The organism is Micromonospora sp. WMMD734 (assembly GCF_049178975.1).
In the GTDB taxonomy this organism is placed as follows: domain Bacteria; phylum Actinomycetota; class Actinomycetes; order Mycobacteriales; family Micromonosporaceae; genus Micromonospora; species Micromonospora wenchangensis.
Genome location: NZ_JBMHMK010000001.1, coordinates 769,827 through 789,802, shown reverse-complemented (window position 1 = coordinate 789,802; position 19,976 = coordinate 769,827). Strand labels below are relative to the sequence as shown.

The following is a 19,976-nucleotide window of genomic DNA, read 5'->3' as shown; positions in this document are numbered from 1 at the left end:
TCAGAGTTCGTGACGGGCGCCGTGCTCGTCGAAAAGGAAGTACTTGGTGCAGATGCCGGTGGTGGTGTCGTCATCGTCAGGGCTCCCTACGGGTACGGGGTGGGCACGGCTGGCCTCGATACGTCGAGTGATTCTGACCTCTACGATGAGACTGCGACCGGTGCGGCGAAGCAGCTCGGTTAGATCGGTCGTGCGGATGGTGAGCCGTTCGCCGATGCTGCCTCGTTCCCGGCTGCTGTCGCGTTCGGTGTCGTTCCAGACCAGCGACTGGACGGCAGGGGCTCCGTCGATGCTCCAGGTCCGTAAATCGAGGTCAGGAGTGGCCGCCAAGGCGGCGGCTATCTTTGCCGTCGGACGCGGGGGCGGAAAGCGGACGGTGCCGCTGTGTGGGTCTCGCTCGTCAATCCCGCTGCGGCGCCCTGGGCCTCGGATCCAACCGGCCATCTGGAAGTCGGCGGCGTCAAATTCGAATTCCCTGTCATTGGCGGCCGGTATTCGGAAGACGTGGGCATCCGGCGCGCTTTCGAGCGCTCGCAGCAGCGCTGGTCCGGTTTTCGTGCTGACCAGCGCGCTGCTGATATCCACGACTTCGGTTAGGGTGTAGGTCGCCGACCACGAGTCCTCCCACACGACGACCCACCCGGGCCGAGGCGACAGCCGTGCCACACAATCGGCAACGTTCAGGCTCTGCTTCCACTGCTGATTCGACTGCTCGCGGGAGCCGCCGTCGGCGAGCCCATCGCCGGGTTCACGCACCTGCATAGGGGGTGCGGCATCGCGCCGGTCCGCCAGCCAACGTCCATCCTTACGGGTGGGAACGTGTCTGCGCAGGAAGTCGTCCCATTCGCTGTCTTGCTGCCCGGGGCGTCTGATCACCGGCAACGCTGCGATCAACCGGCCTGCTAGCTCAAAGAGGGCATGGACGCTGAGGTAGAAGTCGAGGTCGTCCGAGTACGGGTACTCGGACTTGCTGGTGTACTTGTCCCGCCTGTAGAGCTTGAGCTGATGTCTGGGGTCGTCGGAGTACTCGCCGCGGTATGGCGTGTGCCAACGGTCAAGCAAAATCTCCTCGACGAGCCGTTCAATGCTCCCTGTGCTGATGTCAAACGCATCGCCAAGATCGGAGCACCAGTGGTCAGCGAAGTCCATAAAAAACCGAAACCGTGGATCTCGGCGACCAGTGCCGGTCGGAGGCTCTGGATCGCCGACATCGTTGCTGCTGCCGACGGACGGCGCGCCAGGATTGGCGCTATCCCGCAGCAAAATAGGTATGTCCGCAAGCCGGTGAACGATCCGCCGTCCGGTTCGCCAACTGGTGGTCTCGGTGACCGCGATGGGTGAGCCGACGTGCCGTACCGCCGTGGCTTCCGCCTCGCTCATTGAAATGGAGCCTTGCCTGGCAAGGGAGATCAGGGCTGCCCGGGCGCTGTGCTGCATCACCAGATGGGGATCTGCTTCGAACAGGACGCGGCGCAGTAGCGGCTCGAACTGGGCGGTCGCCGCTTGGGCGTCGGGGTCTTGAGCAGACCGGGCGAGTGCTAGCAGTAGCCATTGCTGTGCATGCCGTTCGTAGAAGGGCAGGCGCGCATCGAAGTACGGAGCTGGACTCTCGCGACCCACGGCGAAGTCGAGAAGCAGATCGGTGACGTCGCGGCAGCCGAGTGCGAGGAGGAGCCGCACGCCGTGTGCTGCGCGCCATCGATTCGCATCGTCCACGTCGGCGAGAGTGGCCCACAGCGCGCCAGCAACCGCATGGGGGGTCGACTTCGGGGCCGGGGGGAGTGATTCGAAACCGCCGTCACCAGCGTCGACATCAGCTACCTCGGCGAACAGACGTAAACCCTCGTCGAGCAGAACGCCGGCCTCCTCCGAGGTGACACGGCTGGAGATTCGGCCGGCGAGAGCAAACGCCTCCTCAGCGTTGAATCGTGGTGCTGTCGTGCCTGTAGTGCGTAGAGCTTGTCCGACGTAGTCGGCGGAAAGCTCTCCCGCGGCTGCGGCCAGCCTCGTGAAGTCGATGGGGTCCCATCTTTTGAGGACTACTTCTCGGCAGAACCGTACGATCGCCGCTCTAGCGAGTTTTCGGATCTCTGCTCGCAGCCCGAATGAGAGTTGTTCGGGTGTACCGACGATGTCGAGCAGGCGTTCGACGTCCCAGGTACTGGTGTGTGGGCATTGGCTAAAGGCTTCGACCATTTGCGCCTTCTGCGGGGATGGCGTCTTAGCTGCCTGGTCGTAGACGTTTTCGAGCCGGATGTCGGGGTGTTGTTGGTGGTCCTTGGCGATCGCCAGCGCGTCCGCCCAGCCAGCCGGCGACGTCAAGTCGAACGCGGTGTGAAAGCTGTCCTGATGCTTGTCGATTTCACTGGTGTCGGAGCCACCTAGCCAGCGGCTGGAAACGAAAGATGTGGGAGGTTCGGCTACGGCGCGGGCGTCAGGCGCGAAGCAGGTTCCGTCCAGCGGGATCTGCATTTCAGCGGCGATATCGTCAAGTTGCCGGTAGCTTTCCGCCGTGTGCTTCACGGCACGCTCGAACTCGCCCAGGACTCTGACCACGGCACCCGCCTGCTCGGGGTGCTGCCGCATGGCGTGCGTGATGATGTCGATGCTCTGCCAGTGGTCGCCGAGGGGTAGCAGAGCCGTAGCCACCAACGGCGTCGGACGGAGCAGTGCTTCCTTTCCTGCGACCAGAGCCCGCGCCATTTCCGTGACTGTGACGATGCGCCGGTCACGCCAGCGCGATCCGATGGCGATGGCGGTGTTAGCGCTTAGCTTTCCCGCACTCTGCAACGATTCGGCGAGGTCGACGCCGTCACCAAGGTACGGCTCGAGGTTCTCAGCCACCTGAGCCAGACGGTAGGCGCGTTCGGGTTGGTCGCGGCCTGCAGCGCCGGCTGCGTCCGCCATCTGCAACAGCATGGTCCAGCGAGCATGAGCGTCATCACCCACGCGATCAGCGACCGCCACGGCCTGCTCGAAATGCGCGCGGGCCTCAGCGGCTCCAAGCCGGTACGTTGCACGAGCCAGCATGATCAGCCCATCGATGATGTAACTAGCTTCGGCGCGCGTCTCGTCCATCGAGGCTCGGAGCGCGGTTGCGATCTCGACGCTGACGCCGTGCAGATAAGGATGCCCAGCGCTGACGCGAACGACCTGCGTCAACGTAGCACGAGTCAAGGTGGCGAACTGCGCACTACAGAATTCGATGAACCGATTACACCGGACCTCGCCAGTGGCGACGGCCAGGACACGAATCGCTATGCGACAGACGCTGTTAAGCAAGAAGTGAGGCGGATCGTGGGAGAAGGACTTGCCGAAGATCGACTCCATCTGGTCATACCGCTCCTCCAGCTCCGCGTCGTTCCCAAGGAGGACGTCTACCCATAAGTCAACCCAGCCGGCCAACGGTGTCACGTTGGCGTCGTATGCTCGCGCTCGCGATGATGACGAAGCGTACGCAGGACGGCTCTTCGCTTCACGAACCTCCTTCCCGGCAATAGCGCCGGGGTCGAACGCCTGCCCTCGAACGCGAGCCAGAAGAGCGAATCCAACGAGGAGTTCCAGGGTGCCCCTCTCGTATCGATCGCCGGTCCGGTAACCAAGGTCCTCGGGAAGATATCGACCGAGAATCTCAGCCGCCGTGGGTTTGTCCACAAGGTCGTAGCGCAGCCCGGAACCGACTGCCCATGTCACCGCTGCCACCCCACCGTCCGCTACGCCAGCCTCAGTGACGTCGTGCGTTGCTCGGTCCGATAAGAGCAGGCGACTCGTCGCCGATCTCAACACGTCGAGCACGCGTCGGACTGCCGGCAATCCAAGTTGCTGGCCTGCCTCGGCACACGCATGCGCAGCAGCGATTGCGAGGTACCGCGGGCCCTCCACCGACCCCAACAGGTCCAGCTCCGCAATCCGTCCCGCGTCGATGAGGCGCCGGGAGACAACAAGCCCCGCATCAAACGCGACAGTCTCCGGCGTCCAGCGGCGTAGGTAACCAGCACACGCCTTGGCACCGTCGGTATTGAGGAGCCCCCATGCCACCAGAGCGATGTCACTGTTGCTGACCTGCGAGCGCTCACCCTGCTCTCGCGCGCCTTGTGTCCATGCCTTCATCCAGGTCTGAGCACTCCGAAGCCGGTTCCGCGCCTGATGGATTCGGCCAGCAGTCCCGGACAGCAACGCTCCTTCGGCCGGAAGGTTCGAGTTGGGCCAGCTACCGGATAGGCTGCGGGCGGCGACGAGTTGCTCAACGATGTGGGGATCGAGGAAGTCGGCAGCGAGATCGGTGTGCTGCCGGATGAGTTCCAACCGGCGAGTACGGCCGGCAGCGAGCGCACCCACCTTGACTGCTAACCGTCCCGCCTCAAACTCAAGGCCCTCGCGTAGCGCTGCTTTAAGCGCGAACTGCGCCCTTTCCTGATCGATCTCGGTGCGCTGCAGGTTCCGTGGCTGTTCACCCTCGACGGCGTCGAACGGGAGGTCGTCGTCGGACAGTGCCAGACGGATCAGGTCGTCGACTCGGCGTGCCTCCCACAGCAAGGCGGGAATGGACGCAGCAGCGTAGGGATCCTCGGCGGCCATCGGTCTGAGCCTGCCGAGGAGGTCGTCGAGGCCCTCCCCAACAGGGCGAAAACGTTCGCGGAACCAGGTTTCCGTCGGTTCATCCCGGAACTGGACGGCCCCTGCGTCGATGAGCAGAGGATGGCCGAGATCGGCGACGAAACTCTCCACCAGAGCAACGTCTACCTGTGCAAGCTGAGCGAGCACTCGCACGGGAATCATGGGACGCAGGGCAGCCAATCCGACACAGATCTGGTCGATCTCAGCCGACTGGTGGTGCCGATCTTTGAGTTGCTCCACCAGCTCCCGCATTAGCGCGCCGAGGACATCACGATCAGCTTCGCCAACCTGACCTAGACGGCTGAGAACCTCGGTCAGACTTGCCGCTGAACCAAGCGCAGTGGCCTGAACACGAGGGTTTCCGCCGGTCCGTGCATGGAACTCGGCTGCATCGCGATCATCCGCGTCGGGGAACGACGCCCGCAGCAGCGCCGCACTCTCGTCCTTGGTAAACCCCGAGAGCGGGATTGCGCGATAGCCGGCTGGCGGGGTGAGAAGGTGCAGACGTTCAGTCCTGCACAGCGTGATGAGCCGAGTGTTCGGCGGCATCTGCTCCCGGAGAAGCCCAGGGGCGAAGGCACGGGTTCCGTTCTCGTCGGCTACCAGCACCGCGTTGTCCGCCGCGTCGATCACTAACACCAACAGCGTTTCTGGCCCCCGAGTGGCAACAACCTGAGCGGCGTTGGCTACCCGCTTCATGAACACCCGGAAATAGTCGTCATAACCAGCGGTGTCCGAGGGAATCAGTGGATCACACAGGCCCTGAGCGGCCAACTCATTGACGATTTGAACCAGCGCCCGCTTGGGTTCGTGCCTCCAGCTACTCGGAAGCCGGTAGGAGCCGTTGCCGAAGCAGTCGTAGACCAGCGTCACGGATCCGGCTGGCAGCGAAGCGCCGATACTGTGCGCCAGGACCGATTTGCCGATACCGCCAGGCGCGTGAATCAAAATGGGCCTCGTGTCGGGGTGCCTGAGCTGGTCGACCACCGTAGCGAGATGAGCCGTAGGGACGACCGTCGCAGGCGCTTGGAGGAGGCTGGGCGCAGGCAGCAGCGCCTCCTCCGACACACCGATCGCGGCGAGGACGGCCACCTTGTCGACGCGCGGATTGCCCCCGTGCTGCGAGGTAGCTCGGCCACCGACCATCTCCTTCAGACGCAGGGCGTAGTCAGCGGGCGCGCCAGGTAGGAGGGCATTCAGGTCTTGTTCGAAGAGCGGTCGAAGCCGGAGCAATCCGGGTGCAGTGTCATCGATACGTAGTTGCCGGCACAACTGCGCGATCTGTGGTGAAGTTAGGGCGGCGGCGAGTTCCCTCCGGATGTACCTGACCGCGCTACGTGATAGCGCAGAAGGGGTACGACCCGACGCGAGATCCGAGATGGCCGCGTGGACGCCAGGCGATGCGGGCCGGTTCGAAACAACCTCAAAAAAAATTCGATCGCCTAGATTCGGATCTTTCTTCAGAATCTTGGAGAATCGTTCCGCGAACCCAGCGAGAGTGCCTTTCAGGAACGAGGCGGTCCATTCGGTACTTGTTTGTAAGGTTGAGTGCTTTAACTGCCGATAGACCACTCGATCGGCAGAGGCTGGGTCACTTGCGCCCCAGTATTCGGCCAGATCAATGACTTCGAAACTTTTTCCGGTCGCGCCGTCACTAGGCGAAACTCCTTCGACGTAAATCGAGTCCAAGCGGGTGCCGGGCTCAAGCAGACGCAGCGCCTGCCGGGCAGCCCACACGTAGTGAAACTGGTCGCCGTCGCGGCTGGGCCGCAGCAAGTCTGTCGTCATCAGGCACCATTACACACGGTCGACGCGCCTTGTCGTCAACGGCCCTGCGCTGCCCTACTACCAACTCACCGGCCTCGTCCGCGACCACCACGGCCGCACCACCACACCCACCGCATCCATCACGGACAGCCAAAGCGTCAAGACCTCCACCAACGTCCCACCGTCCACACAGGGCACCGACGCCGGCAAGAAAGTCGTCGGCCGCAGCGGCATCATCACCGACACCCTCGGCCCCCTCCTCGCCGTCACCGTCACCGCCGCAAGCACCAGCGACAACACCATCGGCATCAACCTGCTCGACCACGCCACCACCACCTACCCCACCCTGACCAAAACCTGGGTCGACGCCGGCTTCAAAAACCGCGTCGTCGAACACGGCGCACACCTCGGCGTCGACGTCGAGATCGTCACCAAAGACCCACAGATCAAAGGCTTCAGCGTGATCAAGCGCAGATGGGTCGTCGAACGCACCATCGGCTGGCTCATGCACCACCGCCGCCTCGTCCGCGACTACGAAACCCGACCCCACAACTCCGCCAGCATGATTACCCTCGCCATGATCGACAACCTCGCCAAACGCCTCACCACCGAAACCACCCCAACCTGGCGAGAACCCCCACAACCACAACACACACAAAATACGTGAATCAGACATCCTCTAATTGGAGGAACTCAACACACTCCCTAAATCATCCTAGGAGGGAAAGTCTCTCTGCGGCTGTCGTGGGATCGGTTCGACAGAGCCGCGACTGGTCGTAGTTCAGCCGAGGTCAGGTCGATCTTCGTACTGCCGCGACTCCACATGCCAGGAGGAACGCGAGGGCGATCATTCCGATCCGTAGCCATCGCACGTCCGGGGCCGGTCGCACGCCGATCGAGACCGCCAACCCGAGCTGCACCAGCAGCACCAGGCAGATGACGACGCTGAGCGCCCGGTACGTGCTGCCGAACTCGGACCAGAACACCCAGGTGCCGTAGACGGCGGGGACCGTCATCAGCAGGCTCAGGCCGATGAGCGGGACGGCCAGCTTCCATCGCGTGCGCGCATTCACTGCTACTCCTTCATGCCTTTGCCGGTGCTGCCGTCCCAGGGATCGACGTCAACGGCCAACGCCGGGCCCGCGTCACGGAGACGCTGCGCTTGCCGCTGCCATTCGGCCCGCTCGTCGGCGCTCATGGCTTCCCGCTCGGCCAACGAGACGGTGAAGGCTTTCTCCGAAGCCCGGCCGTGCCAGGAGACCCCGAGAGCCGTGCGCAGGTCTGCCTCGCCACGTAGGACGGTGCTGGCGAGGGAACCCAGGGGGTCGTCGTTGCCGCGGCTCCGGGCGACCGTCGTGAGGACTGCCTGGGCCAGGGCCTGGCGGTGGACTTCGTCGGTCATGGTTTATCCCTGCTGTCCGGGGTGATGGTAGGGCTTCAGGTCGGGGAGCGCGGCGACGGCGGCTCCCGCCTGAATCATGCCAATCGTGCCGGCGATGCCCTTGAACGTGGCCTCGGCGTTGCCGTAGAAGGTGGAGATCTCGTCGTAGAGGTCGTACGCCTGCCAGGCGTAGTAGGCGGCCACGCCGTAGCCGACGACCGGCCCCACCCCGGTCTCGATCGTCGCGGTCCCCACGGCCGAGGCTAGATTGATGACGATCAGGACATCGATCAGCTTGGCGAGCAACCCGCTGACGACGTCGAAGAGTTGCTTGGCTGCCTCGGCGGCCTTGGTGTAGAGCTCGGCGTACTGGTCACAGATCGGGTGCAGGGCCATGGCGGCAGTACCGAGCTTGAGTTGGAACTCCTGCTCGGCCTCGGCGGCGTTGCCGCGCCATACCTCCGGCACGTCCCCTGCGGCCGCGACCAGGTTCCGGCCCACGTCGAACAGCGCGTCACCATGATCCGCCATGCCACGGCGCAGTGGACGTGGGCCTGCCCCGTTTTGACGGACATCCAAGATCAGGGGACCTGGGGTCTCCGGGAGGATGTCCATCATCATGGAGAGCATGGGGAAGAAGCGGCCGCGGCCTCGGCGTTCGTTCACGCCGGAGTTCAAGGCCGAGATCGTCGAGTTGTGCCAGCGTGGTGACCGCACGCTTCGACAGGTCAGCCAGGATTTCGACCTGACCGAGACCGCGGTGCGTGACTGGGTCAAGCAGGCGGACCTCGATGCCGGTGCCCGCACCGACGGGCTGACCAGCAGCGAACGAGACGAACTCGCGCAGCTGAGGCGGGAGAACCGCAGGCTGCGCGAAGACGTGGACATTCTCAAGCGGGCGACGGCTTTCTTCGCGAAGGAGACCCGGTGAACGTGTACCCGTTCATCGAGGCGGAGCAAGCCGGTAGGCACAACGTCAAGCGTGCGTGTGAGCTGCTCGAGGTCTCCAGGTCCGCCTACTACCAGCGCACATCCGATGTCCAGTCCGTTCGCGGGCGCGTTGACGCTGAGCTCACCGAGAAGATCATCCAGGTCCATGCGGTGTCGAAGGGAACCTATGGGGCGCCGCGCATCCACGCCGATCTCGCCGACGCCGGCATGCGGCACGGCCGTAAACGCGTCGCCCGGCTGATGCGCGCCGCGCAGCTGGCCGGTAAGATCCCTCGCCGGTGGCGGGCCACGACGATCCCCGACCCGAACGCCAGCAGACGCCCTGACCTGGTCGAGCGTGACTTCACCACCGATCCGGCCGCCCTCGATTCCCGCTGGTGCGGGGACATCACCTACATCAACACCTGGCAGGGCTGGCTCTACCTGGCCACCGTCATCGATCTCGCATCACGTCGGGTCGTCGGCTGGGCCGTGGCCGACAACCTGAAGACCGACCTGGTCGACGCCGCCCTCGCCGACGCTCTCGCACGCCGCCGACCCGAGCCCGGGCTGGTGTTTCATTCCGACCGCGGCACGCAATACGTCAGCGCCCAGCACGCCCGCCTCGCCCACCGTCACGACATCCGCCTGTCCGTCGGACGGCGCGGGCAGTGCTGGGACAACGCGGTCGCCGAATCGTTCTTCTCCACCATCAAGACAGAACTGCTGCACCGCCAGCCATGGCCCACCCATCAAGCCACCCGCCAGGCCATATTCGAATACATCGAAGGGTGGTACAACACCCGCCGCCGGCACTCGCCCCTCGGCTACCTCAGCCCCGCCGCCTTCGAAGCCACCGGTTCGCACCTGCTACCAACGGTCCAGGCAGCCTGACTAAGATCAACACATCGACCCTGTCCGTCGAAACGGGTCAAGCCCACAGGACACTAGCTTCCCGCCCATGCGGGGATGCGGGATCACCGCACCCTCCGATGACCACCGCACCCCGCCCGCTACCTCTGCCCTGCGATGTCCGCGCAACCCCTGTCTGTCAGGGTGAGTTGAGGCCAGCGGTTCATAGCAAGTCCGCCGGACAGGGCGAGTTCAGGATTGAGAAGCGTTGAATGCTGCTGTAGACGTTGTGACGGCCCAGGATGGGGTCATGAGTCGCAAGAAGGGCCCGCGTTCGGAAGGGCCGCGTGCCCGCCGGTCGTTCACCCCGGGGCAGAAGCTGGAACTCCTCGCCGGTTACGAGCAGGCCGTCGCGGCTGGTGAGGGCGGAGCGTTCCTGCGGCGGGAGGGCTTGTACTCGTCGTTGATGTCGGAGTGGCGCCGGGCCCGTGACGCCGGCCTGTTGCAGGGCAAGCCGGCCGGTGAGACGGTCGGGAGGCCGTCGGCGGAGCAGGCGGAGATCGCCCGGCTGCGGCGGGAACTGGCGCAGGCGCAGGCGAAGCTGGCGCGGACCGAGACGGCGTTGACGATCATGGGAAAAGCACGAGAGCTCTTGGAGGACATCTCCAGGAGCGATCCGGACGGTCCGGACGTGTTCGGGCTCGGCAAGCGCTGATGGCCGCGTACCGGGAGTTGACCAGCACCGGCACCACGACCCGGGCCGCGGCGGCGATGACCGGGATCGCCCGGTCCAGCGCGGAGCGGGACCGGCGCCGGCCGACACCATCGCGGCCGGCTCGGCGGACGCCTGCGAACGCGCTCACCCCGAGCGAGCGCGGGCAGGTGCTGCGGCTGTTGAACAGCCCGGAGTTCGTCGACGCCGCCCCGGCTCAGATCTACGCGGCGCTGCTGGACCAGGGCGTCTACGTGGGCTCGATCGCCACCATGTACCGGCTCCTACGCGAAAACAAGCAGGTTCGCGAGCGTCGCCGGCAGGCCCGGCACCCAGCCAGGCAGCGTCCCGAGCTGATCGCCGACCGGCCGGGGCAGGTCTACACCTGGGACATCACGAAACTCGCCGGACCGGTCAAGGGCGTCTACTACGACGCCTACGTAATGATCGACATCTACTCCCGGTACATCGTCGGGGTCCGCGTGCACGCCCGCGAGTCCGGTCCGCTCGCCGAGTCGATGATGCGCGAAGTGTTCGGCGCCCACGGTGTCCCGCACGTCGTGCACGCCGACCGGGGCACCTCGATGACCTCGAAGTCGGTCGCTGACCTCCTCGAAGACCTCCAGGTGACCCGCTCGCACTCCCGGCCGAAGACCTCCAACGACAACCCGTACAGCGAGGCCTGGTTCAAGACGTTGAAGTACGCGCCGGTCTTCCCGCACCGATTCGCGTCCCTGGCCCAGGCACGGGCGTTCATGGCCGAGTTCGTGACCTGGTACAACCACGCCCACCGGCACTCCGGGATCGGGTTGCACACCCCCGCAGACGTCCACCACGGCCGCCACCACGCCGTCCGCGCCAACCGCCAGGACACCCTCGCCACCGCGCGGGCGGCGCACCCGGAACGATTCGGCACCACCCGACCCCTACCCAAGATCCTCGACCTGCCCAACCAGGTCTGGATCAACAAACCCGAACCGGAACGACAGGCCGCTTAACTCCCGCTGGCCTCAATCCCTTGACACGTTCCGCAACCGCGGCGTTCAGGACCGCAGAACAGGCCCTACACGACCACTACTGAAATTCATGCGAGGGGATGGGGCTCGTTCGTCAGGGCTGCCAACGCAGCGGCGACCTCCTGCAAACTCGCCCGGACATACGTGGTGGTCGTACCGACATCACCGCCACTGTCAGCATGACCGGCGTAGGCACGGGCCACCGCGTAACCGAAGTTCCGCTCCACCCACGTCAACGTCGTGTGCCGCAACCAATGGGTACTGATCTGCTGCACCCACACCCACGGCAGATGCTCACCGATACGCACCCACAGATGGTCGTACCGCCGGTACGTGATCGGCTGCCCGTTGCGATACCGCAGCAACTGCCCCCTCGCCGGAGCTTGACGCTCCTCCGCGTGCCGCTGCAGATGCCGCATCAGCGTCGGTGAGACCGGCTGCCACCGCACCGTGTCACCCTTCTCCCGCAACAGGATCAGACACTGATCCGGATCCAGATCCACCGGACGCAACGCCAACGCCCCACCCCGCCGTCACGCCGTCTCGGTGTGCAACCGCAACAACAAACTGTCCAACACCGGATCATCACCCGTACCCGCCACGACCGCATTGATCTCCGCCAACCGGGCATGGGCCACCGCCCGCCTGGTACTCGCCAACCGCCGCGGCTTGGCCACCTTCAGCGCCGGATTGTCCGCCGCCACGATGAACCCGTCCGCCACCGCCCGCTTGTACAGACACCGCAACGCCGCGATCAGATGCTCCGCCGCACTCCGCCCACCCCGCGCATTGCGACGCGCCACCACATGCGTCCGGACGTACTCCGCCAACCACTCGATCTCCGACGGGCTCGGCTCATCCAACCGCCGCTGCCCCCAGTGCTCCACCACCCGCTTCCAGTACGACCCGTACGCCCGCCGCGTGCCCGCGGTCACCGCCGCCGACACCACCGGCACGTACTCCGCGAACGTCGGCGCCACCGGCCGCACCGCCGCCTCCACCAGATCAGCCGGCGAGATCCCCATCCGCGCCAACAACAACCGGGCCGCGTCCAACTCCGCCCGCCCCACCGCACCATCGGTCACGGCCGACCACCACCCAGGACAGCAGCGTGCACCGGGACGACCATCGCGTCCACAGCCGCCGGCGGATGCACCACCAACATTTGCTCCGTAGGACAGGCCGCCAGCAGCACCCGGTCACCCGCCGCCAACCCGCACCACTGCCGCACCGCCGCCGGCAACCGCAGATGACCCTGACCGGTCACCGTGAACACGCCCTGCCGATCCGCGCGGAGCACTACCAGACCGGCACCCTCATGGATGTGCAGCCGGGTACCGGGCACCCAACCGAGCGCCCGAACGACCCCATTGTCGGCGATCCGACCACTGGCATCGAGCGCCGCCACCCCATAGACCAGGGTGCCGGTACGAGGGGAAGGAAGATCCGCAAGCGGCAACGGTCGACGACGAAGAACCCCGTCAGGACGACCACCCGGTTTGCCCCGGCCCGCCAACATGACCGGCGGGACGACGGGAGCGACCACAACGTCAGCCACGCCGACCACCCCCGCCCGAAACGGGACCAGCCGGCATTGACAAGGAGATCAGATTGGTGTGGTCAAGCGTGCTTGACCACCAATACGTCGTAGACAGCAGGGATGCTGTGAAAGTGTGTCCGAGGGGGGACTTGAACCCCCACGCCCTATACGGGCACTAGCACCTCAAGCTAGCGCGTCTGCCATTCCGCCACCCGGACTTGCCCGTCCAGCCTACCGTGTCGGCTCCGGCGGCTCTCACCCCGGTCAGCCGCCCTGGTGGGCCGCACGGGGCATTACTGTACACGGCCCGTATGGATCATGCACATCGCCGCCCGACCCGCCTACGGGAGCCGGATCGTCGCAGGTCAGGACGCGGCTGGAGCGGGCGGGTAGCGTCCGGCCCCGCTCAGACGGCAGCATTGCTTGCGTGTCCGTACCCTCACCCCTCGCCGCAGTCCAGCGCCGGGCCCTCGCCCTGCGTTCCGCCGGTGACCTGTCGGCGGCCTGCCGGCTGCTCGCTGACACGCTCGCTTCGGCCCGTCCCGCGTACGGTGAGGACCACCCGGAGATCATGGGCACCGCGCACCTGCTCGCGAGGTTGCACCGGGAGGCCGACGATCCGGCAGCCGCCCGGCGGGTGCTGGAGGAGGCGTACGCGGCCGGCGAGCGGCGGTGGAACCCGGCCGATCCGCTGATGCTGGCCCTGGCCTTCGACCTGGCCGGGGTCGCCGAGGAACTGGGCAACCGGCACGAGGCCCGCCGCAACTACACCCGGGTGGCCACCGCCGGGCCCGCCGCGCTCGGCGAGCAGCATCCCGCCGTACGCGCCGCCCGTCAGTACCTCGGAATCCCCGACGGCCAGCCACCCTCCCCGTCCCCCGCTGCCGCGCCTGCGCCCTCGCCGCCGACTCCCCAGTCGGCCCCTCCCGGCCACGCCCCGCCGGCCCCGCACCAGGAGCACCGGCCCCTCCCGACGCCCCGGCCCGGGTCGGCACCGCCCTCGCCCCACCCGGTCTCCGCGCCTCCCACCCCGACCGCACCGGGCCCACCGACCCCGGCCGGCCACCCGCCGGCGTCGAGCCAGCCGGTACGCCCGCCGGCACCACGACCGGGCCCCGCACCGGCCGGCCCGGCTCCGGACGCCGAGCCCCGGGTGCCACTGCCCCGGCAGATGTACGGCGTCCAGCCCACCAACCGGTCCGGCGTACCCCGGCCCCGTCCGGCCTCCGCCGCACCACGGTCCGGGCCGCCGGCGTCACCGCCCGGCCCACCCACCGCCGCTGCACCGGCACCGGACGCCGCCCCGGAGGCAGCGCCGGCGCAGCGGTACCCGGCGTCACCCGCCCCGGTCTCCGGTGGCGCACCACCCACCTCGCCCTGGGCGCCGCCGCACCTGCAGCACCCCTCCGCCGTGTCGCCGGGCGCGACGGGCGATGCCGTCCCGCCGGGAGAACCCGACCGGTCGGCTGCTCCCCCGGCCGCACCGCACCCCGGAGCGTCGACCGGGGGGCCGTCCGGTCCACCGGCCCAGCACGGGCGTCCGGTCCCGATCCCTACCGTGCCCACCGCCAGCCCCGCCCAGCCGGGCGGGCCATCGGACGGCGCGCCCATCCGGCACGGGCAGCCGACCGCCCTTCCGCCCGCGCCGGGTGAGCCCGGTCCGGTCCATCCCCTGCCCACCGCCACCCCGCCCGCCCCGACCGGCGACGGGGCCGCACCGGGTCCTGCACCCGCCGATGCGCCGACTCCCGCACCGCCGGCAGCGCCCGCTCCGGCGGCGCTTCCCGCCGTCCCGCCCGTGCCGGGGCCGGCTGCGACCCCACCCGCGCCGGGCTGGGACCGGCCGACGGTACGGGTCCAGCAGATCGGCCCCCTGCTGGAGGAGGACCAGCACCCCGGCCCCACCCGAACCCCGGCGGCGACCCCACCCGGCGGTACGGCACCCGCAGCGTCATCCGCCGACGCGGTACCCGGGGCGACGTCCGGCGATACCGCCGCCGAGCCGGCACCCACCGCAGCACCTCGCGGTACGGCCGACCCGGTTCCCGCCACAGCGTCCGGGGACACCGCCGCTCCCGCGTCCACCGTCGAATCCGCTCCGCCGCCCACCCTGGCCGCACCCGCCGATCTCCCGACGGCCTCCACACCGTCGCAGCCGCACCCCGCACCACCGGCACCCGCAGCCACCAGAGATGTCGACCTGCGGACCGGGCATCCGGCGGTGACCACTGCACCGCTCGACACTCCACCCGGCGGGGACGCCGGGGGCACGCCCGTCCCGGCATGGACCACCGGCCCCGCCGGGACGGTCGACGACGCGGGCGGGGACGAGGCTCCCGCCGACGACCCGACATGGGACGACGTCGCACCAGGTCGGTCGATCATCATGCCGCTGGTACCGATGACCGAGCCGCCGGCAGCTACCGAACAGACCACGGGTCCGCCGCCGTACCCGGGACGGACCGCCGGATCACCGCCGGTGGTGGCGCAGTCCTCCGGATGGCCATCGACCGCGGGGCGGACCCCGGGATGGCCGTCGGATTCGGGGCAGGCCGCCGGGTCCCCGCCGGATGCCGGGCGCCCGCCGGCACCGGGAACGGACGTCGGATCGTCGGCACCGGCACCGGACAGCACGCACGAGTTCAGGGCACCCACCGCCGCCCACGCGCCCGCGCCGTGGGCGACCACGGCGTCCTCGCCACAGGCAGTGGTGGAGCCCGGACCGCCCCCCGGGGCAGCCGGCCCGGGGGGCGGGGAGCGTGGCACCGACCGGGGCGTACCGCCGGCGGTGGAGGGGGCGGGATATCCGGAGCTTGCGCCGTCGTACCCGGCGCAGGACGGGCGGGCGCGCCGCCGGGGCCGGACGGTGGCCGTGGTGGCGGGGGTGGTCCTGGTGCTGGTCGCCGGGGGCACGGTCGGCGCGCTGGCCCTGGGCCGGGACGCGGACGGGCCGCAGCGGTCGACCGGCACCGCCCCCCGGCAGACGGCCGGTCCGCCCCCGGCCGACCTGAGGTTGCGGGACGACGAGGCCACCATCACGGTCACCTGGTCCGACCCGAGCGGCGGCTCGGTGCCGTTCATGGTCGCGGGTGGACGCACGGGTCGGGCCCTCGGGGTGATGGCGACCGTCGACCCGGGACAGACGAGTTTCACGGTCAACGGGCTGAACGCCGAGGTGGACTACTGCTTCACCGTGTTGGCGGTCTACTCGACGGACTCGTTCGCCACCTCCGGCCAGGTCTGCACCGACCGGGTCCGGCCGTCGCCGAGCAGCTGAACACGACGGCCGGCCAGGGGCGGCCGGGCGGGGAGGCTGACCGAGTGCTCCGGCCTGCGCCGCAACGGCAGGACACCCCACCGAACCGGCACGCTGGGTATCCGAAGCGGAACGGTCCGGGTTTCCTCGTCCCGGATCGACCCCTATGATGTGCCACGGTTCAGGCGAGGGCGTCCGGCACCCGGCACGCCGTCTGAGGCCACCGGACGGAGGTCGACCCGCTGTGGCCAGCATCGACGATGCCGCGAGCGCCGGGAGTGGCGCGTCCCGCCGACGGTCCCGGTGGCGGGGTGGGCTGGTCACGGTCGGCACGGTGACCGCGCTGGTGGCGGCGTTGGGCCTCACCCTGCTGGGTCGGGGCGCCGCGGAGGAGGCGTTGGCCAGCTTCGACGCCAGCAGTTGGCTGTGGAGCAGCACGCGGGGCGAGTTGGCCCGGGTCAACGGGATCACCGCCAGGGTGGACACCCGCAAGGAGGTTCCCGGGGCGCGGCAGCATCCGGTGCAGGTCACCCAGACCGACCGGCTGCTCATCCTGCGTGATCTGGAGACCGGCCAGGTGAGCGCGCTGGACCTGGCCACCCTCCAGATCACCGCGACCACCCCCACCACGCCCGGTCTCGGGGTCAACGTGGTGCTGCACGACGACGCGGCCTTCGTGGTGGACGCGGTGCGCGGGGTGGTGCGTCAGCTCGATCCCCGTTCGCTGGTGCCGGTGGGTGACCCGGTGCTGTTTCCGCCGGGCATCACGGCCGGCGCGTTCGACGGTCGGGGCCGATTGTGGATCGCGGTGCCGTCGGAGGGCACCGTCGCCGCGGTCACCGCCGCCGCGCTGCCGTCCGGGCCGGCGTCGGGGCCGGCCGGCACCCGGGGGCCCCGGCGGGTGCAGACGCATCCGGTGGCCGAGCCGAGTCACGAGTTGACGGTGTCCACCCTGGACGACGGGGTGGCGGTGCTGGACCGCACCACCGGCACGCTGGTGACCGTCCGGGGCGGACAGACCCGGCGTACGGTGCTGGAGGCCGCCGCGGGTGGCGCGGTGCCGGCGCGGACCAGCGGCCCGGTGGTGCCGGTGACGATCGGTGGGGAACGGCGGGTGCTCGCCGTCGGTGACGGCCGGGTGGTCACCCGGTTCGTCGTGCCGGGCAGCGGCGACCGGGTCGGGCCGGCCGTGGCCTGGGCGGGCCGGTTCTACTGCGCCGACGGGGTCACCGGCACGGTCTACGCGTTCGACGGGGCCGGGCAGCTGGTGGAGACGATCCGGCCGGGCCGCACGAGAGGCCCGCTGGAGCTGGAGGTGCGGGAGAACCACCTGTTCATCAACGCCCCGGGTGCGGCCACCGCGCGGGTGGTCGACGACGCGCACCGGGTACGCACCGTCGACAAGTACGCCAACGACGTGCTGGGCGGGGACCCGCCGCCCGACCCGCCACCGCCGCCTCCGCCGCCGAAGCCCCGGGTGGGTAAGCCCGGCGCGCCGGGTCAGGTCACCGCCACCGCCGGGGACGCGCGGGCCCGGGTCGCCTGGCGGCCCGCCGCCGCGAACGGCTCGGCCGTGCTGCGGTACGTGGTGCAGGGCGCCGGGCGTCGGCACGAGGTGGGGGCGAACCAGCGGTCGCTGGAGGTCACCGGGCTGACCAACGGGTCGACGTACACGTTCACGGTGTACGCGGTGAACGGCAGGGGCGACGGCCCGGCCCGGCGCAGCAACCCGGTGACCCCGACCTCGGCGGTGCCGGCCCCACCGGCCGGGGTCAGCGCGCAGGCCCGCCCCGACGGCACCGTGCTGGTGCGCTGGCCGGCGGCCGACGGTCAGGGCAACCGGATCGCCCGGTACGCGGTGACCGCCACCTCGGCCGGCGCGAACGCCCCGGTCGGCGAGTCGCGTCGCACCGAACTGGTGGTGCCGGCCGGTGAGCTGACCTACGGCACCCAGTACGCGTTCACGGTGATCGCGGTCAGCGACCGGGGGGCCGCCTCGGTGGCCTCCCCGCTCAGTGAGCCGGTGGTGCCGTTCGCCGCCCCCGGGCAGCCGGCGGACCTGCGGGCGGCGACGGTGGCCGACCGGGCGGGCACGGTCGCGGTGCAGTGGTCGGCGGCGGCGGCGAACGGCCGCCCGGTGAGCCGCTACCAGGTGGACGTGGGCGGGCGGACCAGCGAGGTGACCGGCACCGACACGACCGTCACCGGGCTGGGCGACGGGCAGAACGTGCTGGTGCGGGTGCGGGCGGTCAACGAGGCCGGGCCGGGGCCGCAGGCGAGCGTCACCGCCCGGACGGTGGCGGCGCCCCGGGTGACGGTGACCGGGTCGTCGGCGGACGCGACGTCGGTGACGGTGACGTTCACCGTGGACGCCGGGGGCGGGGAGTCGACCTGCACCGCCGCCACCGGCGGGAAGAGCGCCACGGGCAGCTGCGCCAGCCTGCGGGTGACCGGCCTGACCCCGGGCACCGCCTACACGGTGACGGTGACGGCCGCCAACGCCGCCGGTCGGGGCACCGCCACCCGGGCGCAGGGCACCGACCCGCTGTACGGGGTGGCGACCTGCGTCAACGGCCCGGACGGCGATCAGCGCACCTACTGCGACCGCGATGTGGACGGTCGCAACGGCAACGAGGTCTTCTCGGTGCCCCGGCAGGACAACGACAAACAGGTCGGTTGGGCGAAGCCGGGCACCCGGCTGCGGGCGTACTGTCGGCGGCAGGGCGAGAACGTCGACTCCTGGATCTACAACGGTCAGAAGCAGTCCACCTGGTGGGTGCGCGTCGACTACGAGGGGCGCAACTACATCCCCTGGGCCTGGCTCAACCTGGCCGGCGGTGACGACATCGCCGTGCTGCCCACCTGTTGACCAGCGCCGCCGCAGTCGAGGAGCGTCCCGCCGTCGTGAACGACACCCCCGCACCGCTGAGCCAGCCGGAGGTCCAGGGTTTCGCCGCGTTGGCCGCCCGGCTGGCCGGGAACGTCAACGCGGTCGTGCTGGGCAAGCCGGAGGTGGTGCGGTTGGCGTTGACCGCCCTGTTCGCCCAGGGGCACGTGCTGCTGGAGGACGTGCCGGGGGTGGGCAAGACCACCTTGGCGCGGGCGGTGGCGGCGACCGTGCAGGGCCAGTGGCGGCGCATCCAGTTCACCCCGGACCTGCTGCCCTCCGACGTCTCCGGAGTGACGATCTTCAACCAGGCCAGCCGGGGGTTCGAGTTCCATCCGGGGCCGGTGTTCGCCAACATCGTCATCGCCGACGAGATCAACCGGGCCTCGCCGAAGACCCAGTCGGCGCTGCTGGAGGTGATGGAGGAGCGCACGGTCACGGTGGACGGGGTCCGGCATCCGGTGCCGCAGCCGTTCCTGGTGGTCGCCACCCAGAACCCGGTGGAGATGGACGGCACCTACCGGCTGCCCGAGGCGCAGCTGGACCGGTTCCTGGTGAAGCTGTCGGTGGGCTATCCGGACGAGGCGGTCGAGGTGGAGGTGCTGCGCGGGGCGACGGTCCGCTCCCCCGACTCGCTGCAACCGGTCACCGACACGGCCACCGTCGGGGAGATGGTCCGGATGGCCCGCCGGGTACACATCGCCGAACCCCTCTACGGGTACGCCGTCCGGCTGGCCGCGGCCACCCGGTCGCATCCGCAGGTACGGGTGGGGGTCAGCCCGCGTGGGGTGATCGCGTTGACCCGGGCGGCGTGCGCGTACGCGCTGATCGACGGCCGGGGCTGGATCATGCCGGAGGACCTGAAGGCGCTCGTCGAACCGGTCTTCGCCCACCGGCTGCTGCTCACCGCCGACGCGCAGGTGCGCGGGGTGACCGCCGCCGACGTGCTGCGGCAGGCGGTGGCGTCGGTGCCGGTGCCGCTGCCGTCGGGCCAGTCGACCCCGACGCACGGCTGACC

At 69.1% G+C, this 19,976-nt stretch carries 13 protein-coding genes, 1 tRNA gene and 1 pseudogene; 7 read left to right on the top strand and 8 right to left on the bottom strand.

The window, feature by feature from the left end:
* On the bottom strand, positions 1-6,405 hold the full coding sequence (locus ACN267_RS03515; RefSeq protein WP_421487893.1) for a hypothetical protein: 6,405 nt from the start codon (positions 6,403-6,405) through the stop codon (positions 1-3).
* A gap of 58 nt (positions 6,406-6,463) precedes the next feature.
* On the opposite strand from ACN267_RS03515, the pseudogene ACN267_RS03510 reads away from it, so the two are divergent.
* Positions 6,464-7,051: pseudogene (locus ACN267_RS03510) on the top strand (transposase); the annotation flags it as partial.
* A 124-nt stretch (positions 7,052-7,175) separates the two neighbouring features.
* Here ACN267_RS03510 and ACN267_RS03505 read toward each other — a convergent pair.
* The 3 genes from ACN267_RS03505 to ACN267_RS03495 are packed head-to-tail and all read right to left on the bottom strand — an operon-like array spanning position 7,176 to position 8,296.
* On the bottom strand, positions 7,176-7,457 hold the full coding sequence (locus ACN267_RS03505) for a hypothetical protein (protein ID WP_421487892.1): 282 nt from the start codon (positions 7,455-7,457) through the stop codon (positions 7,176-7,178).
* A gap of 2 nt (positions 7,458-7,459) precedes the next feature.
* A complete protein-coding gene (locus tag ACN267_RS03500; protein ID WP_421487891.1) occupies positions 7,460-7,786 on the bottom strand; it encodes a hypothetical protein in 327 nt (108 codons plus the stop codon).
* A gap of 3 nt (positions 7,787-7,789) precedes the next feature.
* Positions 7,790-8,296 carry a hypothetical protein gene (locus ACN267_RS03495; protein ID WP_421487890.1) on the bottom strand — a complete coding sequence of 169 codons (507 nt, stop codon included), beginning with the start codon at positions 8,294-8,296 and terminating at the stop codon, positions 7,790-7,792.
* A gap of 76 nt (positions 8,297-8,372) precedes the next feature.
* On the opposite strand from ACN267_RS03495, the gene ACN267_RS03490 reads away from it, so the two are divergent.
* The 3 genes from ACN267_RS03490 to ACN267_RS03480 all read left to right on the top strand — a co-directional run bounded on the left by ACN267_RS03490 (position 8,373) and on the right by ACN267_RS03480 (position 11,257).
* A complete protein-coding gene (locus tag ACN267_RS03490; protein ID WP_088647765.1) occupies positions 8,373-8,696 on the top strand; it encodes a transposase in 324 nt (107 codons plus the stop codon).
* Positions 8,693-9,589 carry an IS3 family transposase gene (locus ACN267_RS03485; protein ID WP_421487889.1) on the top strand — a complete coding sequence of 299 codons (897 nt, stop codon included), beginning with the start codon at positions 8,693-8,695 and terminating at the stop codon, positions 9,587-9,589. Before ACN267_RS03490 ends, ACN267_RS03485 begins: the two co-directional genes overlap by 4 nt.
* Positions 9,590-9,815: 226 nt before the next feature.
* Positions 9,816-11,257 (top strand): IS3 family transposase gene (locus ACN267_RS03480; RefSeq protein WP_421487888.1). Its coding sequence is split into 2 segments (ribosomal slippage): positions 9,816-10,188 and positions 10,188-11,257, totalling 1,443 coding nucleotides; the frame shifts between segments, so codons are not numbered across the junction.
* An 86-nt stretch (positions 11,258-11,343) separates the two neighbouring features.
* On the opposite strand, the gene ACN267_RS03475 is transcribed toward ACN267_RS03480, so the two are convergent.
* The 4 genes from ACN267_RS03475 to ACN267_RS03460 form a co-directional block, all read right to left on the bottom strand.
* Positions 11,344-11,793 carry a tyrosine-type recombinase/integrase gene (locus ACN267_RS03475; protein WP_421487887.1) on the bottom strand — a complete coding sequence of 150 codons (450 nt, stop codon included), beginning with the start codon at positions 11,791-11,793 and terminating at the stop codon, positions 11,344-11,346.
* Positions 11,794-11,808: 15 nt separating this feature from the next.
* Positions 11,809-12,360, bottom strand: a complete 552-nt coding sequence (locus ACN267_RS03470; protein WP_421487886.1) for an integrase — start codon at positions 12,358-12,360, stop codon at positions 11,809-11,811.
* Positions 12,357-12,833 carry a hypothetical protein gene (locus tag ACN267_RS03465; protein ID WP_421487885.1) on the bottom strand — a complete coding sequence of 159 codons (477 nt, stop codon included), beginning with the start codon at positions 12,831-12,833 and terminating at the stop codon, positions 12,357-12,359. The genes ACN267_RS03470 and ACN267_RS03465 overlap by 4 nt, the downstream gene beginning before the upstream one ends.
* 116 nt (positions 12,834-12,949) lie before the next feature.
* Positions 12,950-13,033: transfer RNA gene (locus ACN267_RS03460), tRNA-Leu, on the bottom strand.
* Positions 13,034-13,242: 209 nt separating this feature from the next.
* Here ACN267_RS03460 and ACN267_RS03455 point away from each other — a divergent pair.
* From ACN267_RS03455 to ACN267_RS03445, 3 genes are all read left to right on the top strand, one after another.
* Complete coding sequence (locus ACN267_RS03455; protein WP_421487884.1) at positions 13,243-16,092, top strand: tetratricopeptide repeat protein; 2,850 nt, start codon at positions 13,243-13,245, stop codon at positions 16,090-16,092.
* 223 nt (positions 16,093-16,315) lie between these two features.
* The gene (locus tag ACN267_RS03450) at positions 16,316-18,940 is read left to right on the top strand and encodes a fibronectin type III domain-containing protein (protein ID WP_421487883.1); all 2,625 of its coding nucleotides are present in this window, start codon (positions 16,316-16,318) and stop codon (positions 18,938-18,940) included.
* A 35-nt stretch (positions 18,941-18,975) separates the two neighbouring features.
* On the top strand, positions 18,976-19,974 hold the full coding sequence (locus tag ACN267_RS03445; RefSeq protein ID WP_421487882.1) for an AAA family ATPase: 999 nt from the start codon (positions 18,976-18,978) through the stop codon (positions 19,972-19,974).
* Positions 19,975-19,976: the final 2 nt, after the last annotated feature.